Genomic DNA, 17,420 nt, shown 5'->3' on the forward strand with positions numbered 1-17,420 from the left:
ACGTGCGGTCCGCCCGACGGCTGAGGGGATTCCAATGGAGCTTCGCGACTTCCTGCACGTCCTTCGGGTGCACTGGGTTGCCATCGTGCTACTCACCGTGCTCGGCCCCGTGGTCGCGCTCGGCATGGCGTCCACCCAGCCGCCGCAGTACCGCGCCGCGAGCACCGTGCTGGTCTCGACCCGCTTCGGCGACTCCATCTCGGACCTCAACCAGGGCTCCTCGTTCGCCGAGCGCCAGGCATCGACCTACGCCGAGGTCGCCAAGTCCCCGCTCGTCCTCGGTCCGGTCATCAAGGACCTCGGGCTCACGATGACCCCGAGCGCCCTGAAAGGTCGGGTGTCGGCCTCGGTGGAGGGCACCACCGCCCTGATCGACATCGGCGTCACCGACGGCTCCGGCGCGCGTGCCGCCACGCTCGCGGACGCGATCAGCGCTCAGCTCAGGGTCGAGGTCGAGCGACTGGCCCCACCCCGGGCCGACGGTCAGGCGTCCGTCGTGGTGACCGTTGTCACCCCTGCGACGATCCCGGGCAAACCCTTCGCCCCGAACCTGGGGAAGGTCGCGGGCATGGGTGTACTGGTCGGCCTGGTCCTCTCGCTCGGCTGGGCGCTGCTGCGCACCAACCTCGACACCAAGATCCGCGGCGAGTCCGACCTGCGCCGGCTCACCGACGTGAGCCTGCTGGGCACGATCACCTACGACACCGCCACGACCGGCAAGGAGCGCAGGGTCGTCGCGGCACCCCTCACGCGACGTGCTGAGGAGTACCGACAGCTGCGCACCAACCTGCAGTACATCGACGCCGCCCACCGGCCGCGCTCGATCGTGGTGACCTCCTCCCGCGGCAGCGAGGGCAAGTCGCTCACCGCGATCAACCTCGCCTACGCGCTCGCCGACTCCGGCGTGCGGGTCTGCCTGGTCGACGCCGACCTGCGGCGGCCGTCCGTCGCCGGGTACCTCGGGCTCGAGGGCGGGGCCGGCCTGACGACCGTGCTGATCGGTCGCGCGACGCTCGACGAGGTCACCCAGAGCACCGGCCCGGCCGGGCTGCATGTCCTCACCGCCGGGCAGGTCCCGCCGAACCCGAGCGAGCTCGTGAGCTCGCAGCGGATGGCCGACGTGCTCGAGGAGCTCAAGAGCCGGTACGACATGGTGCTCTTCGACTCCCCGCCGCTGCTCCCGGTGACCGACGCCGCGGTGCTCGGCGCGCTGTGCGAGGGCGTCCTGCTCGTGACCGGCGGCGGGATCGTCACCCGCGACCAGCTCCGCGACTCGATCGAGATGCTCCAGAAGGTCGGTGCCCGGCTCTTCGGGCTGGTCCTCAACCGGGGCCCGCGCAAGGGTGACGGCACGCGTACCTACAGCTACCACCCGGTCGCCGTCGAGCTCGACGAGTCGGCGACCCGCAGGCCCGAGACCCGGGCCAAGAACCGCACCCAGCCCTCCAGCACGACCCCGGTCAGCGCCGACCAGGAAGCACGCCAGCCCGTCCACCCGCCGCACTGACCAACCCTCTGGGCTCTAGCGGTCAATACCGTCCAGTTGGGCGAGCGCCGCCGACGGCAAACTGCGCACATCGGCGCCGACTGCGCACATCCGATGTCCGCAGTCCGCACGGATGTGCGCACTGCGCGGCGGCCGGCACACGGCGCGCGGCGAACTGGGAGACGTTGTCGTGTTTCGGCGATCCGCACAGCAACAACTCGCATCTCGAGTTTCGAACTGATCCGATCCTGGCGGGGGCCGCGAGCGAGAGATTGACACAACGCGCCAAGGACGAGCGATGCCCGACCAAGGGCCTGCCGGCGAAAGTTGTCAGACGCGGGTTAGCGCGAGCGGCTCAGGGAGCGGCGGAGGAAGTTCGCCAGGAAGGTGAGGTCGGCCCGGACGATCGGGAAGGCCAGGGCCGAGGCTGCCACCACGATCCCTGCGGCCGTGGTGCCCAGGGCCAGCTCGGCGACCGAGGAGCCCACCAGCTGGGTCGCGCCCCACGCGGCGAGCGCGGCCGGCGCCCCGACCAGCCCGACGGCGACCAGGGCCTTGACGAACAGCGGCCGGGTCGGCACACCCGTGGCCCGCCCGACGGCGACCAGCGAGACCACCCAGTAGCTGCCGTAAGCGACCAGGTGCCCGACCGCGACGCCCCTGGGCCCCCACGGCACGCCGGCGACGATGACGCCCATCATGATCGGCTGGCACCACAGGTCCAGCCGCAGCATGGCGCCCGTCTTGCCGGCGGCGAGGAACAGCCAGTACGAGAGCTGCGAGATCGACCGGAACACCCCGCCGAGGGCGAGCAGCGCGAAGATCGGCGCGAGCCCGTCCCACTTCGCCCCGAACAGCAGGTCGATCAGCGGGTAGGACAGCGCCGCCGCCACCGCGAGCATCGTCGCGGTCACGTAGCACCCGACGAGCTGGGCCCGCCCGGCGTACCGGGCGAACATCCTCCGGTCGTCCTGGAGCTGGGAGAGCACGGGGAGCGCCACCCGCGTCAGCGGCGTGTTGATCTGGTTGAGCGGGGTCATCAGCAGCTGGTAGGCGCGACTGTAGAGGCCGAGCTGGGTCGGGCCCCAGACCGCGCCGAGCACGACGTTGTCGATGTTCTTCGTGCCGTAGGACAGCGCCTGGGTACCCAGCAGGCGCAGCCCGAAGTGGAAGAACGAGCGGATCGACACGTCCCGCCGGGGCAGTCCGGGCAACCAGCGGCAGTTCACGGCATTGACGGCGAGCGCGACGAACGCGGCCACCACGGGCTGGGCGACGAGCGCCCAGTACCCGGCGCCGCGCCACGCCGCGATCACCGCGACGAGCATCCCGGTCCCCTGGGAGATCACGTCGGAGCCCGCGAGCGCGCGGAACCGCAGCGACCGGGACAGGTCGGCGCGCAGCTGGGTGTTCAGGCCGGACAGGATGAACACGGCCGCGAGCGGCGGGACCACGTGGGTAAGCCGCGGTTCGTGGTAGATCGCGACGATCACGGGGGTGAGGGCGATCGCGATCGCGGCACAGGCCGCGCCGAGCCCGGTGTTCACCCAGAAGAGATTCGTGCGCTCGCCCGCGCTGAGGGTCCGGGCCTGGATCGCGGCGCTGGACAGGCCGACGTCGCGCACGATCTCGGCCACCCCGATGATCGCGGTGACCATCGCGACGAGCCCGAAGTCGGACGGTAGGAGGATCCGCGCGAGCACGACCATGGAGCCGAGCTGCATGACGAACCTGATCAGCTGGGCACCGACCGTGACGGCGGTGCCCCGGGCAGCCGCGTCCGAGAGCGTCGTCACGGACCTGTTCCGAGCGTGACCCGCGGGTCGCGCGCGCTCGGCGTGCCGGAGCCCAGCAGGGCGATGCGGTCCGCGAGCGCGGCGAGCCGCGCGCGGGCCGGACCGATCGCCCCCAGCAGCGAGGCCCGCCGGGCGTCGATGTCGTCGATGAGCCGGACCATCTCGTCCTCGCTGCGGCGGCCCCGCTCGAAGGCGACGCCGTGCACGCCGACCGCCGCGAGCGTGCGCTCGAGCTTCTCGACGCCGGCGGTGCCGAACCCGACCGGCAGCGCACCCTCGGTGTGCCCCAGGACGAGGGCGTGCAGGCGGTCGCTCAGCACGAACGACGAGCGCCGGAACACCTCGCGCACGACCTTCTCCCGGTCCGCGTGGTCGTGCCCGTCCCAGGGGAGCAGGTCCGCCCCGAGCTGCCGCGCGACCACCTCGGCGCGCTCGTCGTCGCGACCCACCTGTGGCACGACCACCATGGTGAGCGCGCGGACCCGGGCCACCTCGCGCACGACCCCGAGCCACTCGTCGTCGGGCGCGGGGCGGTCGAAGCGCAGCGAGATCGCGAGCACGTCCCGACCTGCGCCGTCCGCAGCCCGGTTCACGTCCGCCGTCGGGGACCCCTCGGCGTACGCCCAGTCGGGGGCGATCGAGCCGGTCCCGATCCAGTCGCGGCTGGGCGCGTCGCGCCAGGCCACCTCGTCGCACGCCGCGAGGCCGAGGCGCACCGCGCGGCCCCACACCGGGTGCGGTGCGCGGATCCCGAAACCGGTGTGCACGGAGCGACCGCCGCGCAGCCGCCCGGCTAGCAGCAGGGGCGCGGTGATGAGGCAGTGCCGGGCGTAGGTGGCGTCGGCGTAGGTCTCACCCGCGTTGTACGCGTAGAGCGCTCCGGCCAGCAGTTCCCGCACGAGCAGCGGCCCCCAGTCCGCGGTGTCCCGCACGAGCCGGTCACCGGGTGCCAGGTCGAGCCCGCTGAGGTAGCCCTCGGGCATCCCGACGACGCTGATGGTCAGATCGCCCGCGGGTCGAAGCGCGCGCAGCAGGCTGCGGCGCAGCACGCTGTCGCCCAGGTTGTCGACCTGGCCGCGCGCGGAGAAGAGGACCTCAGCCACGGCGACCTCCGGTGCGGGCCGCAGCCGGGTCCGGCAGCCGGCTGGTTCCCTCGCCCGCGACCGTACGCGACCGGCCACCCACGGGGTCCGCACAGATCAGCAGGCACAGCGGCACCAGGACCACGGCGAGGAACATCGTGCGGTCCACGAACCCGAAGGGCACCTCGAGGATGGAGACCGTCAGCAGGGCCGCGAGCCAGCCGGCCCCCCACCAGGTCCCGTCCGCCGCAAGACGGACCGCGCGCACCGCGGCGATCCCCAGCAGCACCAGCACGGTCGCGGTGAGCAGGAGCCCGCCGGTGATGAGCAGCTGGACCCATTCGTTGTGGGCCTGGAAGGCGTGCCCGCCGAGGTTCTCCGCGGTCTTCGCGAGTCGTTTGAAGTAGTCGGCGCCGAACCCCGTCAACGGGTGCTCGCGCCACGCGGCCAGCGTCGGGATCCAGTACGACGCCCGGTTCGTGAACGCGGTCGGTTCGGTGGTGATGAACGGCAGGATGATCCCACCGGCGGCGAGCCCACCGAGGCCCAGCGCCGCCACCACCGCGGGCCACCGCGTCCAGGCCAGCGCGGCCAGCAGGAGCACGACGACGACCGCGGCCACCCACGACGTGCGCGAGTCCGTCCACGCCAGGGCGAGCAGCACGGCCCCGAGCGCGGTCCACCGCACGCTCACGCGCCGGATCGTCAGGACGGTGGGCAGCCCCACGACGAGCAACAGGCCGAGGTTGTTCCCCGAGGGCATGACCCCCGCGAGCACGCCGGCGGGGCCGATGACCTTGCCCAGCCCTGCCTCCTGCGCCGGGTACCGGCCGGCACTCGGCACGAACGCACCGAGGGCCAGGCTGACGAGCGCGGTGAGCCCGGTGAGGTAGCCCACCGTCCGCACGGCGCCCGGACCGGGCCGCAGCACCCAGAAGGCCGCGGCGACGGCCGGGAAGACCAGCGCGGCGGCGCCCGGCGGCCGCCCCAGGACGGCGAGCTGGACGGCCGCGATCACCCACGGCGCGAGCAGCGCAACCAGCACGGGCACCCGGCGCAGCGCCACGGTCCGCAGCCGCACCAGCACGACGGCGGCGCACACCAGCACGGCCAGGGCGTTCGCGGCGGTCGTGATGGCCGCGACGGCCGGGGTCGAGGCGACGGGCGCCTCGGTGATCGGCTCGAACCCCTTGGTCACGCTGAGGCTCGCGGCGATCTGCGGCAGCAGGATCGCGACCCACACCGTGGCCACCAGCAGCACCTCGAGGCGGGGTGTGGTGAGGAACCGGGCGACGCCGTCGGGCACCCGCGCGGGCCTCATCGCTTCACCGCGTCGACGAGGTTGAAGGTGGCCCGATCTCGTGCGAGGGCCGCCGTGGAACGCCAGCGGGCCAGCCGGGTCTGCCCGGTCACCCGCCGGATGCTCGAGATCTGCGCGCGGAAGTACCGGCGGTCCTGCCCGGACAGCAGCGGACTGTGCTTCGCCATGTAGGTCTCGATCCCTCGGACTCGGCGTTCGGTCTTGTCAGTGAGCTGGGGCCCGGTGTGGATGCGGTTGCGCACCAGGACCTGGGGCACGACGGTGTAGCGCAGCCCGTGCTGAAGTGCCCGCACGAGCAGGTCCTTGTCGTTCGCGACGGTCAGCGCCGGGTCGAAGCCGCCGAGGCGCACGAAGGCGTCGCGGGTCATCACGAAGTTGCTGCCAACGAAGCCCGGGTTCCGGGCCACCACGTCGGCGACCTGCAGACCCGCCTTCATCCGGGCGATGTGGTAGACGCCGCCGCCGGCGTCAGCCTCGGTCCAGCCGACGGCGAAGTCGCACGTCCCGGCCCCGAGCGCGGCGATGAGCGAGGTCAGGTACTCCGGCTCCCACACGTCGTCGTCGTCGAGGAACGCCATCAGGTCACCGGTCGCGAGCGCGGCGCCCGCGTTGCGGGACGCGCCCGCGGAGCGCCACCCCGTCCCGCTGGCATCGACGTACCGCACCGGGAAGGGCAGGTCCACGGCCCACCGCTCGACCAGCACGCGGGTGACCGGCGAGCCGAGGTCGTCCGTCACGATCAGCTCGGCGGGCGCGGAGCGCTGCGCTGCGATCGACGCGACCGCCTCCGTCAGCAGGTCGTCGCGCCCGTGCGTCGGGACGACACAGGACACCTCAGGCATGGCGTGTCGCAACCCATTCCCAGTGCAGGGCCAGCCCCTCCTCGATGCTGACCGACGGCTTCCAGCCGAGCAGCTCGCGCGCGAGGCTCGAGTCGCCGCCGGTGCGGAAGACGTCGCCGTCGGAGCGGGGGTGCCGGTTCAGCGCGAGCGGTGAGCCGCTCAACCGGTTGATGATGTCGATGACCTCGAGCATCGAGGTGTTTGTGCCCCCGGCGACGTTCAGCACGGTGCCGGACGGCACGTCCTCGCTGGCCGCGAGCAGGTTCGCCGCGACGACGTCGCCGACGAACGTGAAGTCGCGGATCTGCTCGCCGCTGCCGTAGAGCTCGATCGGGCGCCCCTCGGCGGCCGCGGTGAGGAACCGGGTGAACGCCATGTCGGGGCGCTGGCGCGGACCGTACACGGTGAAGTAGCGCAGCGAGACGGTCGGCAGGCCGAAGTTCGACGCGTACAGCGAGCACAGGTGCTCCGCGGCGAGCTTGGTCACCCCGTACGGGCTCACCGGCGAGGGCCGGTCCTCCTCGGTCGTCGGGTAGGCGGGCGCGTCGCCGTATACCGAGGACGACGACGCGTAGACGAACCTGCGCAGCATGGGCGCCCGTCGAGCGGCCTCGAGCAGCCGCTGGGTCACCCGGACGTTCGCCTCCAGGTAGGTCGCGAAGTCCCCACCCCAGGAGTCGCGCACACCCGGCTGGCCGGCCTCGTGGAAGACCACGTCGCAGTCCGCCAGGAGCGGGTCCAGGTCGACCGTGAGCAGGTCGTCCTCGACGAGTCGGAACGCCGGACCGGCGAGCCGGCGGACGTTCTCGCGCTTGAGCGCGACGTCGTAGTACGGGGTGAACGCGTCCACCCCGACCACCTCGTGCCCGTCGGCGAGGAGCTGGGCGCTGAGCGTGCTGCCGACGAAGCCGGCAGCTCCGGTGACCATCGCCTTCATCGCGCGGACTCCTTCGCGAGCAGCAGGGAACGGAGGGCGATGTAGACGAACCGCGGCCCGCGGATCAGGTACCGCCGCGCGAGCCGCCGCGGCTCCTGGACGAGCCGGTAGATCCATTCCGCGCCGAGGCGCTGGATGGTCGCCGGCGCTCGCTTCTTGGTGCCGGCGACGAAGTCCACGGCCGCACCGGCGCCCACGTAGAGCGCGGGGGGCAGCTCGGAGCGCCAGTGGGAGACCCACACGTCCTGCTTGGGGGACCCGAGACACACGAAGACCAGATCTGGCTTGAGCTGCACGAGCTCGTCGACGACCTTGCGCGAGCCGTCGTCCTCGACCGAGGTGATGCGCGGGAAGGGCACCGCGACGACGTCGGCGTCGAACCGGCGGCGCAGCGTCTCCGCGGCGATCCGGGCGATGTGCTCCTCGCCGCCGGTGACGGCGATCCGCCACCCGAGCCGGCGGGCCTGCGCGGCGACCAGCGGGAGCAGATCGGCCCCGGTGTGCCGCTCGAGGCGGGAGCCGCCGAGCAGGTGGCCGAGCTTGACGAGCGGGAAGCCGTCCGTGATGCGGATCTCCGCCTCGTCGTACGCCCGGCGAAGGCGCGCGTCGTCCACGAGGTTCAGCGCCTGGTCGACGTTCGGGGTGATGACGGTGTGTACGCTCTGCGCAGGCAGCAGGGACTCGATGTGCGCCAGGAGCTCGGCCTGGCCGCCGAGGAACAGCTCGCGCCCGGCGAGCGTCACCGTGCCCGACGGGTGGACGGCCATGATCACCTCGGCGCCCTCACCGTTGCGCCGGAGACGTGGCATCGAAGATCCTTCCGACCAGTTGTGGCGCCCCGTAGGCGCGCGCGCTCTGGCTTGCAGCGTGCCGATCGAAGGTTACGGCTCGGGCGATTGCTGCGGCCAGCCTTCTGGGATCGCGATCGGTGACGAGTCCGTTCTCACCCGAGGTGATCATTCCGCCGGTATCGGAGCCTTCCGTGACCACAGCGGGCAATCCGGACGCGAGCGCCTCCACCAGGACCCGCGGAAAGCCCTCGTAGCCCGCGTGCGAGGTCATCAGAAATACACCCGATCCGCCTAGTACCTCGGCGACCGCCTCGGGCGCGAGCCGTCCGCGGAGCCGGACCCGGGCGGCGACGTCGTCGGGCAGCGCGGCGACCCGGGCGGCGAGGTCGTCCGCGAGCGTCCCGGCACCCACGAACTCCAGGGTCCACGGCAGGCCACTGTCCAGATCGAGCAGCCGGCCGAACGCCTCGAGCGCGAGCGAGGGGTCCTTCGGCTCCTCGAGCCGGCCCACCCACACGACGCGATACGGGTCGCTCGGGCGCTCCCCGCCGCGGACGATCGCGGGGTCGAACCAGGTCGGGGAGAAGATGGCGCGGCTGTTGTGCTGCTGGACCGTCTTCGCGTAGTCGGGGTTGAACACCACGACACCCTCGGCGGCACCCACAAGGCTGCGCTCGACCGCGGCGTGCGCGTGCTTGGCGAACCGCCAGATGGAGTCGGACGTCGCGCTGGTGAGCCCCGCCTCCTGCGTGTGGATGAAGTAGGCCAGCGGGCGCCCCAGGAGCGTCCGCAGGGCCATCGCGGTATCGGCGCGGTGGGCCTGCACGACGCGCGCTCGCGGCAGGCGCGCGCGGTACCGCGCGACCCCGGCCATCAGGCGCAGGGAGTGCGGCACGAGCCGACGCTGGTCGGATGGGTCGAGGGTCGCCACGGGCATGAACCAGATCTGGCGGCCACCGAGGTCGTGGCGCTCCCAGGCGCCGAGGCGTCGACCGCTGACCTCCCCGCCGGCGTCGACGCCGACGATCGCGATCGTCGTGCCCAGGGGGGCGTACCGGCACAGGCCGCGGATGCAGGTGTCGATCCCGCCGGGGGACGGCCGGGCGGCATCGAACTGGTGGACCACGAGGCGGTCGACCAGCTGCGGGCGCACCGAGCCCGAGTCCGTCTCGTTCGCAGCCTCGGCGCCGACAAGCGCGTCCGCGTTCCCGCGCGAGTTGTCGATTGTCGTCATGATCGCCCCTGGTTCGTGGACTTCGTGAACAGTCTCTGGGCCCAACGCCCGCACCTAATACGCACCTGACGCACCCACCACTGCCCGTGCCGTTCTCCAGAGGATCAGCAGATCCATCGCGACCGACCAGTTGTCCACGTACCGCAGGTCGAGCCGCACGGACTCTTCCCACGTGAGGTCGGACCGGCCGGACACCTGCCACAGACCGGTCAGACCCGGCTTCACCCGCAGCCGGCGGTGCACCGCATCGCCGTAGGCCGCGACCTCTTCGGACAGCGGGGGACGCGGGCCGACGAGCGACATGTCGCCCTTGACCACGTTGAGGAGCTGTGGCAGCTCGTCGAGGGAGAACCGGCGTAGCACGCGTCCGACCGTGGTCACCCGCGGGTCGTTGTGCATCTTGAACAGCACGCCGTCGCTCTCGTTGTCGGACAGCAGCGCCTGCTTGCGCGCGGCGGCGTCGATGTACATGCTCCGCAGCTTCCACATCGTGAACGTCTGGCCGTCGACCCCGACGCGGGTCTGGTGGTAGAACGGCGAACCCGGTGAGGTGAGGCGAACGGCGAGCGCGCTTGCCAGGATGATCGGCAGGGCGATCGCCAGCAGAGCAGCGCCCGCCGTCCGGTCCATGACGGCCTTGACCAGCAGGCGGCGGCGCGGCGCACCGATCTCCACCTCGAGCAGGGACAGGCCGGCGACGGGGCGCAGCGACAGCCGCGGCGCGTTGACCTCCACCAGGCCGGGAGCGACCACGAGCTGCGCGCCCGCCCGGTCCAGCGCCCAGGACAGCCGCCGCAGGGCGTCGCCGCTCAGGCAGGCCCCGGCGACGACGACGACCTCGACCGCGTGGTCGGCGACGACCTGTGGGACGTCGGCGAGCGCGCCGAGCACCGGCGCGTCCTCGAGCGGCTCGGAGTCGTCGAGGGACGGCACGCAGATCCCGCTGACGCGGTAGCCCTCCCGCGGACGACGCTGGAGGTCCTCGACGACCTGGGCGACCGCTCCGGGCTCGCCGACGACGAGGGTTCGTCGCATCGACTCCCCGCGGGCCGCGCGGCTGCGGTGCAGCTGCTTGCGGTGGATGTAGCGCACGAGGCCGCACACCAGCACGAGCGTGGGGACCCCGATGAACACGAGGGTCCGGGAGATCTCGGCCTTGGTCGAGTAGCTCGTCGTCATCAGGATCCCGGCCGCGAGGATTCCCGCACGCGCGACCGCCTGGTACTCCCCGGGGCCGTCCCCGAGGTTCTTCACGTCGTAGCCGCGGGTGAGCGCGACGCAGCACACAAATCCGACGACGCCGGCCGCCGCGAGTCCGGCGCTCTCGATCCGGGTACCGATGATCGGCACCACGAACGAGGGGATCACGATCAGGGCGATCAGGACGTCGAGCGCGAGCGCGAGGCGGCGGTAGTGCAGGACCGCCCGGGTCCACCGGTCTTCCCAGTAGTCGTCGCGGTTGAACGGAGTGGACCGAAGCTCGAACGGCCGTGCCGAAGCCCAGGAGCGTCGTGGTCCGGTGGCCCGGCCGCGCCGGTCCTCCGAGACCTGCGCCATGTCGAAGTCGCGTCCTGCGGTGAGCGTCACGGGCTGGGTCCTCCGTCCTGGCTGTAGGGCAGGAGCGTATGGCCCGGAAGCGCCAGGAATGCGATGATGTGTCCCAATTCACCCCGTGTGGCTGTCCCTTTTCACCCGTTCGGAGTCGTTCGGGCGGATCGCACGTCGATGAGGGCTTGTTGTGCCCCGGCGACGGCGGAACTTCACCCGGTCAGGAAGCGCTCACGCCTTGGTGTGGATCGTCAGCTGCGCCCGCTCCAGGCCCTCGCGGACGGTGAGCTCGACGGCGTCGGCGGCGGCATCGACGAGCCACGGCAGCTCCTTGCGCTCCACGGCGGAGAAGTCCTTCAGCACGTGGTCGGCCGCGTCCATGCGACCCGGCGGGCGGCCCACGCCGACCCGCACGCGCACGTAGGCCTTCGTGCCCAACGCCTTGGTGATGTCGCGCAATCCGTTGTGACCGCCCTCGCCACCGCCGATCTTGAGCCTGAGGTCCGCGAAGGGGATGTCGATCTCGTCGTGCACGACCACGACGTGGTCCGGGGAGACCCGGTAGTACTGCGCGAGACCGGCGACCGGGCCGCCCGAGACGTTCATGAAGGTCGACGGCTTGGCGAGCACGACCCGCGGCCCGGGCGCACCGCCCGGCAGCACCCCGAGCCGGGTCTCGGTCGTCGCCGCGCGCGCACCGCCGATGCTGCGCGCGGAGAACGTCGCGCCGGTGCGTCGCGCAAGCTCGTCCAGGACCATCGCGCCGACATTGTGCCGGTTGCCCGCGTAGCCCGGCCCGGGGTTGCCGAGGCCGACCAGGAGCCACAGCTCGTCAGCCATCGGTCGTCCTTTGTTGGGGAGTAATAGAGTGCCCGGCACCGCTCGAGACGGTACCGGGCGCTCGGGTCGGTCGGCATCGCCGCTCTCGCGCGATCCCCACCTGGGTGCAGGTCGATCAGGAAGCGACCTCGGCGGACGCGGCGGAGGCGGCGGCCTGAACGGCAGCGACCTCGGCGTCGGCGGCCTCGTCGGCGGCGGAACCCTGCGGCTCGGCGATCGTGACGACGATGCCCTCGGCGGCCTCGTCGATGTCGGTGCCCTCGGGCAGGTGCAGGTCGCCGACCCGGATCTGGGTACCCGCAACGAGACCCTCGATCGAGACCTCGATGACGCTGGGCAGGTTGGCCGCATCGGCCGTGAGCGCGATGCGCTGCATCTCGACGAAGTGGATCGTGCCCGGGAAGCCCTCGCCGGTGACGCGCACGGGGACCTCGACCGAGACCCGCTCGCCGGCGGTGACGATCAGCAGGTCGATGTGCTCGATGACGTCCTTGACCGGGTCCTTCTGGATGTCCTTGGCGATCGTCAGGCGCGAGGTGCCCTCGAACTCGATCGTGAACAGCGCGTTCGTGTGCTTCAGCGCCATCATCGTCGCGTGGCCGGGCAGGGACACGTGCAGCGGCTCGCCGCCGTGGCCGTAGAGCACGGCGGGGATCAGGCCGGCGCGGCGGGTGCGACGCGCGGCGCCCTTGCCGAAATCGGTGCGGGCAGTGGCGACGAGCTTGATCTCGGACACGAAAGACTCCCATGACGATGGTGATGTTCAGATTCGAGCAATGTTCGCAAGCGAACTCAGGCGGCCTCGACGCGGGGCGCAGGACGGGCACGCGGAGGCGACCGCCTTGTCGATCACGGAACCGGCGGGTCAGGAAACACCTGACCGTCCGACTTCCCTCGCCGAGGCAACCTGAGAAGTCTACCCGGCGCGCGCCCCGGCGCGAAACGCCCCGCCGCGGCGGCGGCGGCGGCGGCGGCACCTGCTGCTGCTGCGGCAGCGGCAGCGGCAGCGACTGCGACTGCGACTGCGACTGCGACTGCGACTGCGACTGCCAAAGCGCAACGTCCGAGCGTTGACGTCCTATAGGACGTCAACGCTCGGACGTTACAGAGAACCCTGGGACGTTACGGAGAATCCTCGGACGTTGCGGAGGATCGCGGTCGGGTCTGGGTCAGGCCTGTCCGTCGAACAGCGAGGTGACCGAGCCGTCGTCGAACACCTCACGGATCGCGCGGGCGATCAGCGGGGCGATGGACAGCACGGTGAGCTTCGGGAACCGGTGCTCGTCGGGGATCGGGAGGGTGTCGGAGACGACGACCTCGGTGATCCGCGAGTTCTTCAGCCGGTCCACGGCGGGCCCGGAGAGCACGGCGTGGGTCGAGGCGACGATGACCTCGGCCGCGCCGTTGTCGAAGAGCGCCTCGGCGGCCTGCACGATCGTGCCCGCGGTGTCGATCATGTCGTCGACGATCACGCAGGTACGGCCCTTGACCTGGCCGACGAGCTCGTGGACCTTGACCTGGTTCGGGATCGTGGGGTCGCGCCGCTTGTGGATGATCGCGAGCGGGGCGCCGAGGCGGTCCGCCCACTGGTCGGCGAGGCGAACCCGGCCGGCGTCGGGCGAGACCACGGTGAGCTTGCTCGAGTCGACCCGGCCGCGCACGTAGTTCGCGAGCAGCGGGAGCGCCATGAGGTGGTCGACGGGCCCGTCGAAGAAGCCCTGGATCTGCGAGGTGTGCAGGTCGACGCTCATCAGCCGGTCCGCACCGGCGGTCTTGAACAGGTCGGCCATCAGACGGGCCGAGATCGGCTCGCGGCCGCGGTGCTTCTTGTCCTGCCGCGCGTAGCCGTAGAACGGCACGATCACGGTGATGGTCTTGGCGGACGCGCGCTTGAGCGCGTCGACCATGATCAGCTGCTCCATGATCCACACGTTGATCGGCGCCGCGTGGCTCTGCAGCACGAAGGCGTCGGAGCCACGGACGGACTCCCCGAACCGGACGTAGATCTCACCGTTGGCGAAGTCGTACGCGGTCGTGGGGACGAGTTCGCTGCCGAGCTGGAGCGACACCGCTGCCGCGAGCTCGGGGTGCGCCCGCCCTGAGACCAGGACCAGCCGCTTCTCGGGGTCGTGAGACGTGATCCCGGTCATCAAGGTGTTTCCTTCGTGATCGCGACGGGCGCGCTCGGGGTTTCGCGGACCGCGGGCTGCGGCAGCGTGGGAGGTGGGGACGGGTGCGTGGCCGTGGCGGCCAGCCCCGCCCGAGCGCGCTCGTCGCGCGCCTGGGGCGACAGGTCGGGGTCCTCGCCCAGCTCGGCGAGCGCCCGTGCCGCGGCCTCGGCGGCCGGGGTCCCGGAGCGGCTGCGCAGCACCCAGCCATCGATGTTGCGCTGGGCGCCGCTGTTCACGGCGAGCGCGCCCGGCGGCACGTCGCGCCGGATCACCGAACCGGCTCCCGTGTAGGCGCCGTCGCCGACCGTGACCGGGGCGACGAACATGTTGTCCGAGCCGGTGCGCGCGTAGGACCCGATGGTCGTGTGGTGCTTGCTCACGCCGTCGTAGTTGACGAAGACCGACGCCGCGCCGATGTTCGTCTCCTCGCCGATCGTGGCGTCGCCGACGTAGGACAGGTGCGGCACCTTGGAGCCGGCGCCGATCGTGGCGTTCTTCGTCTCGACGAACGTGCCGATCTTGGCGTGGTCCCCGAGGACCGTGCCCGGGCGCAGGTAGGCGAACGGCCCGACGAGCGAGTCCGCGCCGATCACCGCATGCGACCCGTGCGTCCGCACGATGGTGCTGCCCTCGCCGACCTGCACGTCCGTGAGGGTCGTGTCCGGGCCGATCGTGGCGCCGGTGGCGACGACCGTCTTGCCGTGCAGCTGGGTGCCGGGCAGCAGGGTGACGTCCTGGGCGAGCTCGACGTCGACGTCGACCCAGGTCGTGGCGGGGTCGACGACCGTGACGCCCGCGAGCATCCACTCCTCGAGCGTGCGGCGGTTGAGCTCGGCGCGCAGCGTCGCGAGCTGCAGGCGGTCGTTGACGCCCTGGACCAGCAGCGGGTCGTCGGTGCGCAGGGCCCGCACGGCGCCGCCGTCGGCCCGGGCGAGGGCGAGCACGTCGGTGAGGTAGACCTCGCCCTGCGCGTTGTCCCGGCCGAGGCGACCGAGCGCGCCGCGGAGCGCGGCGGCGTCGAACACGTAGATCGAGGAGTTGATCTCGGTGATGGCGCGCTGGGCCTCGTCGGCGTCGCGCTGCTCGACGATCTCGAGCACGTCGCCGGTGCCGGGCTCGCGCACGATCCGGCCGTAGCCGGTCGCGTCGTCGACCTCGGTGGTGAGCACGGTGACGGCGTTGCCGTCCGCGGTGTGGGCTGCGAGCAGCTCGCCCAGGGTCGCGCCGTCGAGCAGCGGGACGTCGCCGGCGATGACCACGACGGCGCCGTCGATGTGACCGCCCTCGGGCTGCGCGCGGGAACCCTCGCGGTCCCGCGCGACGTCGGCGTGCGCGGCGGCGTCGAGCACCGACAGGCCGCACTGCACGGCGCGGCCGGTGCCGGGGATCTCGTCCTGGTCGGCGACGAGGGCGTTCGGATCGAGGGCGCGGAGGTGCTCGACGACCTGTTCTCGGCCGTGCCGCACGACGACGACGACGCGCCCGGGCTCCAGCTCATTGGCGGCGGCCAGCGCGTGGCCGAGCATCGATCTTCCGCCGAGGGTGTGCAACACCTTCGGCGCGGAGGACCGCATTCGGGTTCCTTCGCCTGCGGCGAGGACGATGACGGCTGCGGGACGTGGGGTGGTCACGACGCGGGACTCCCAGCGGATCTGCCCGAGAAATCCCCCGGGGGCGCGGATATGTCGCATTGCCAGTCTACCGCCGCGCTGGACACCCTCCGTCCGCCCCGCCCGGGTCACTCTTTCCGCTCCGCCCCCAGGATTCGAACCTGGACTGCAAGACTCCAAAGGTCTGCGTGCTGCCGTTACACCAAGGCGGACCGTCCGCGCCGAGCGCGCGGTCGCGCCCACAGTCTGCCAGCCCGGAGACGGCATGATGGCCCAGTGGCCTCCGAGAGCAAGCGACCCCCCAGGGCCCGGATGACGGGCAAGGAGCGACGGGAGCAACTTCTCGCCGTCTCGCGCAAGCTGTTCGCAGAGAAGGGGTTCGACGGCACCAGCGTGGAAGAGATCGCGGTCCGCGCGCAGGTGTCCAAGCCCGTGGTCTACGAACACTTCGGGGGCAAGGAGGGCATCTACGCCGTCGTCGTCGACCGGGAGGTCAGCTCCCTGACGGCCGCGCTGACCGAGGCGCTCGCCTCGAGCGGGCACCCCAAGGTGCTGCTCGAACGGACCGCCCTAGCGCTGCTCACGTACATCGAGAACAACACCGACGGGTTCCGGATCCTGGTCCGGGACTCGCCCGTCGCCCAGGCCACCGGCTCCTTCTCGAGCCTGATCGGCGACGTCGCGACCGAGGTCGAGCACCTGCTCGCCGACCAGTTCAAGCGGCAGGGACTCGACCCGAAGACCGCCCCGATCTACGCGCGGATGCTCGTCGGGATGGTCGCGCTCACCGGGCAGCACTGGCTGGAGGCGCGCAGCCCGGTCAAGACCGACGTCGCCGCGCACCTGGTGAACCTCGCCTGGAACGGCCTGAGCGGCCTCGAGCGCAGGCCGACGCTGACCAGAGCGAGCGCGAGGTATCTCGACGTCGAGTAACCTCGCACCCATGGCAGCGGGGCCGAGTATGCAGCACCCACAGGGGCAGGACGAGGACGAGGTCGACCGGATCGTCGCGGCCTGGCATCGCGAGCGCCCGGATCTCGACGTCGACCCGCTCACCGTGCTGTCCCGGGTCACTCGGCTCGCGCGCCACCTGGACCTCGCCCGCCGCGGCTCCTTCGCGCGCCACGATCTCGAGCCGTGGGAGTTCGACGTGCTCTCCGCCCTGCGTCGCTCGGGCAAGCCGTACCGGCTGTCCCCCGGCGCGCTGCTCACCCAGACGCTGGTCACCTCCGGCACGATGACGAACCGGATCGACCGCCTCGCCGAGCACGGTCTGGTGCTCCGGCTGCCCTCCCCCGGCGACCGCCGCGGGGTCCTCGTGCAGCTCACCGAGCGTGGTCGCACGCAGGTGGACGCCGCGATGTCGGAGCTGCTGGACGTGGAGCGCGGCCTGCTCGCCAGCCTCAGCGTCCCCGACCGCGACCGCCTCGCCGACCTGCTCCGCGAGGTGGTAGCCCCGTTCGACGCCCCCTGACCCGCCCCCCTCCCGCGACGTGTCAGCCGGAGCGCGCGGTATACGCCGCGCAGCGGCTGACACGTCGGGGTTCGTGAAACTTGTCAGATCTGGCGCGCGGTATGGACCGCGCAGGGGCTGACACGCTCGAGGTGCGTGGAAGTTGTCAGACGTTGCGCGCCGTATGGACCGCGCGGGGGCTGACACGTCGAGCCGGTCGGTCAGCACGTGCGAGCCGCCTTCGGCGGTCGGCGTCGGGGGTCGGCGTCGAGGGTCGGCGGTTGGCGTCGGCGGTTGGCGTCGGGGGTC

Annotated in this window: 15 protein-coding genes and 1 tRNA gene; 3 read left to right on the forward strand and 13 right to left on the reverse strand. The window is 71.9% G+C overall.

The annotated features are described in order from the left end of the window. Nucleotides 1–34: 34 nt before the first annotated feature. A complete protein-coding gene (locus tag VIM26_RS23220; RefSeq protein WP_331955703.1) occupies nt 35–1,507 on the forward strand; it encodes a polysaccharide biosynthesis tyrosine autokinase in 1,473 nt (490 codons plus the stop codon). Between the two features lie 320 nt (nt 1,508–1,827). Here the strand turns inward: VIM26_RS23220 and VIM26_RS23225 are convergent, their stop codons facing one another. The 13 genes from VIM26_RS23225 to VIM26_RS23285 all read right to left on the reverse strand — a co-directional run bounded on the left by VIM26_RS23225 (nt 1,828) and on the right by VIM26_RS23285 (nt 15,870). Beyond that, a complete protein-coding gene (locus VIM26_RS23225; protein ID WP_331955704.1) occupies nt 1,828–3,282 on the reverse strand; it encodes a lipopolysaccharide biosynthesis protein in 1,455 nt (484 codons plus the stop codon). Then, entirely contained in the window at nt 3,279–4,385 is a 1,107-nt protein-coding gene (locus VIM26_RS23230; RefSeq protein ID WP_331955705.1) for a hypothetical protein, read from the reverse strand. Before VIM26_RS23230 ends, VIM26_RS23225 begins: the two co-directional genes overlap by 4 nt. Then, nucleotides 4,378–5,685 (reverse strand): O-antigen ligase family protein, encoded by a 1,308-nt coding sequence (locus VIM26_RS23235; protein WP_331955706.1) that lies wholly within the window; start codon nt 5,683–5,685, stop codon nt 4,378–4,380. Before VIM26_RS23235 ends, VIM26_RS23230 begins: the two co-directional genes overlap by 8 nt. Further along, nucleotides 5,682–6,527, reverse strand: coding sequence for a glycosyltransferase family A protein (locus VIM26_RS23240; protein ID WP_331955707.1), 846 nt, complete (start codon nt 6,525–6,527; stop codon nt 5,682–5,684). Before VIM26_RS23240 ends, VIM26_RS23235 begins: the two co-directional genes overlap by 4 nt. Next, on the reverse strand, nt 6,520–7,464 hold the full coding sequence (locus tag VIM26_RS23245) for an NAD-dependent epimerase/dehydratase family protein (protein WP_331955708.1): 945 nt from the start codon (nt 7,462–7,464) through the stop codon (nt 6,520–6,522). Before VIM26_RS23245 ends, VIM26_RS23240 begins: the two co-directional genes overlap by 8 nt. After that, nucleotides 7,461–8,273, reverse strand: coding sequence for a WecB/TagA/CpsF family glycosyltransferase (locus VIM26_RS23250; RefSeq protein WP_331955709.1), 813 nt, complete (start codon nt 8,271–8,273; stop codon nt 7,461–7,463). The genes VIM26_RS23245 and VIM26_RS23250 overlap by 4 nt, the downstream gene beginning before the upstream one ends. Continuing rightward, nucleotides 8,248–9,489, reverse strand: coding sequence for a glycosyltransferase family 4 protein (locus VIM26_RS23255; protein ID WP_331955710.1), 1,242 nt, complete (start codon nt 9,487–9,489; stop codon nt 8,248–8,250). Before VIM26_RS23255 ends, VIM26_RS23250 begins: the two co-directional genes overlap by 26 nt. A 54-nt stretch (nt 9,490–9,543) precedes the next feature. Further along, nucleotides 9,544–11,076 carry a sugar transferase gene (locus tag VIM26_RS23260; protein ID WP_331955711.1) on the reverse strand — a complete coding sequence of 511 codons (1,533 nt, stop codon included), beginning with the start codon at nt 11,074–11,076 and terminating at the stop codon, nt 9,544–9,546. 192 nt (nt 11,077–11,268) lie between these two features. Next, the gene (pth, locus tag VIM26_RS23265) at nt 11,269–11,877 is read right to left on the reverse strand and encodes an aminoacyl-tRNA hydrolase (RefSeq protein WP_331955712.1); all 609 of its coding nucleotides are present in this window, start codon (nt 11,875–11,877) and stop codon (nt 11,269–11,271) included. Between the two features lie 115 nt (nt 11,878–11,992). Beyond that, entirely contained in the window at nt 11,993–12,613 is a 621-nt protein-coding gene (locus VIM26_RS23270; RefSeq protein ID WP_331955713.1) for a 50S ribosomal protein L25/general stress protein Ctc, read from the reverse strand. A 433-nt stretch (nt 12,614–13,046) separates the two neighbouring features. Next, complete coding sequence (locus VIM26_RS23275; RefSeq protein WP_331955714.1) at nt 13,047–14,027, reverse strand: ribose-phosphate diphosphokinase; 981 nt, start codon at nt 14,025–14,027, stop codon at nt 13,047–13,049. Next, a complete protein-coding gene (gene glmU, locus VIM26_RS23280) occupies nt 14,027–15,622 on the reverse strand; it encodes a bifunctional UDP-N-acetylglucosamine diphosphorylase/glucosamine-1-phosphate N-acetyltransferase GlmU (RefSeq protein ID WP_414696550.1) in 1,596 nt (531 codons plus the stop codon). The genes VIM26_RS23275 and glmU overlap by 1 nt, the downstream gene beginning before the upstream one ends. Nucleotides 15,623–15,798: 176 nt before the next feature. After that, a tRNA-Gln gene (locus VIM26_RS23285) sits at nt 15,799–15,870 on the reverse strand. 100 nt (nt 15,871–15,970) lie between these two features. On the opposite strand from VIM26_RS23285, the gene VIM26_RS23290 reads away from it, so the two are divergent. Together VIM26_RS23290 and VIM26_RS23295 are read left to right on the forward strand one after the other, a co-directional pair. Continuing rightward, nucleotides 15,971–16,591: a TetR/AcrR family transcriptional regulator gene (locus VIM26_RS23290; protein ID WP_331955717.1), complete on the forward strand. Its 621-nt coding sequence runs from the start codon at nt 15,971–15,973 to the stop codon at nt 16,589–16,591. Nucleotides 16,592–16,601: 10 nt separating this feature from the next. After that, the gene (locus VIM26_RS23295; protein WP_331955715.1) at nt 16,602–17,132 is read left to right on the forward strand and encodes a MarR family transcriptional regulator; all 531 of its coding nucleotides are present in this window, start codon (nt 16,602–16,604) and stop codon (nt 17,130–17,132) included. Nucleotides 17,133–17,420: the final 288 nt, after the last annotated feature.

Source organism: Pengzhenrongella sp. (assembly GCF_036565025.1).
In the GTDB taxonomy this organism is placed as follows: Bacteria; Actinomycetota; Actinomycetes; order Actinomycetales; family Cellulomonadaceae; genus Pengzhenrongella.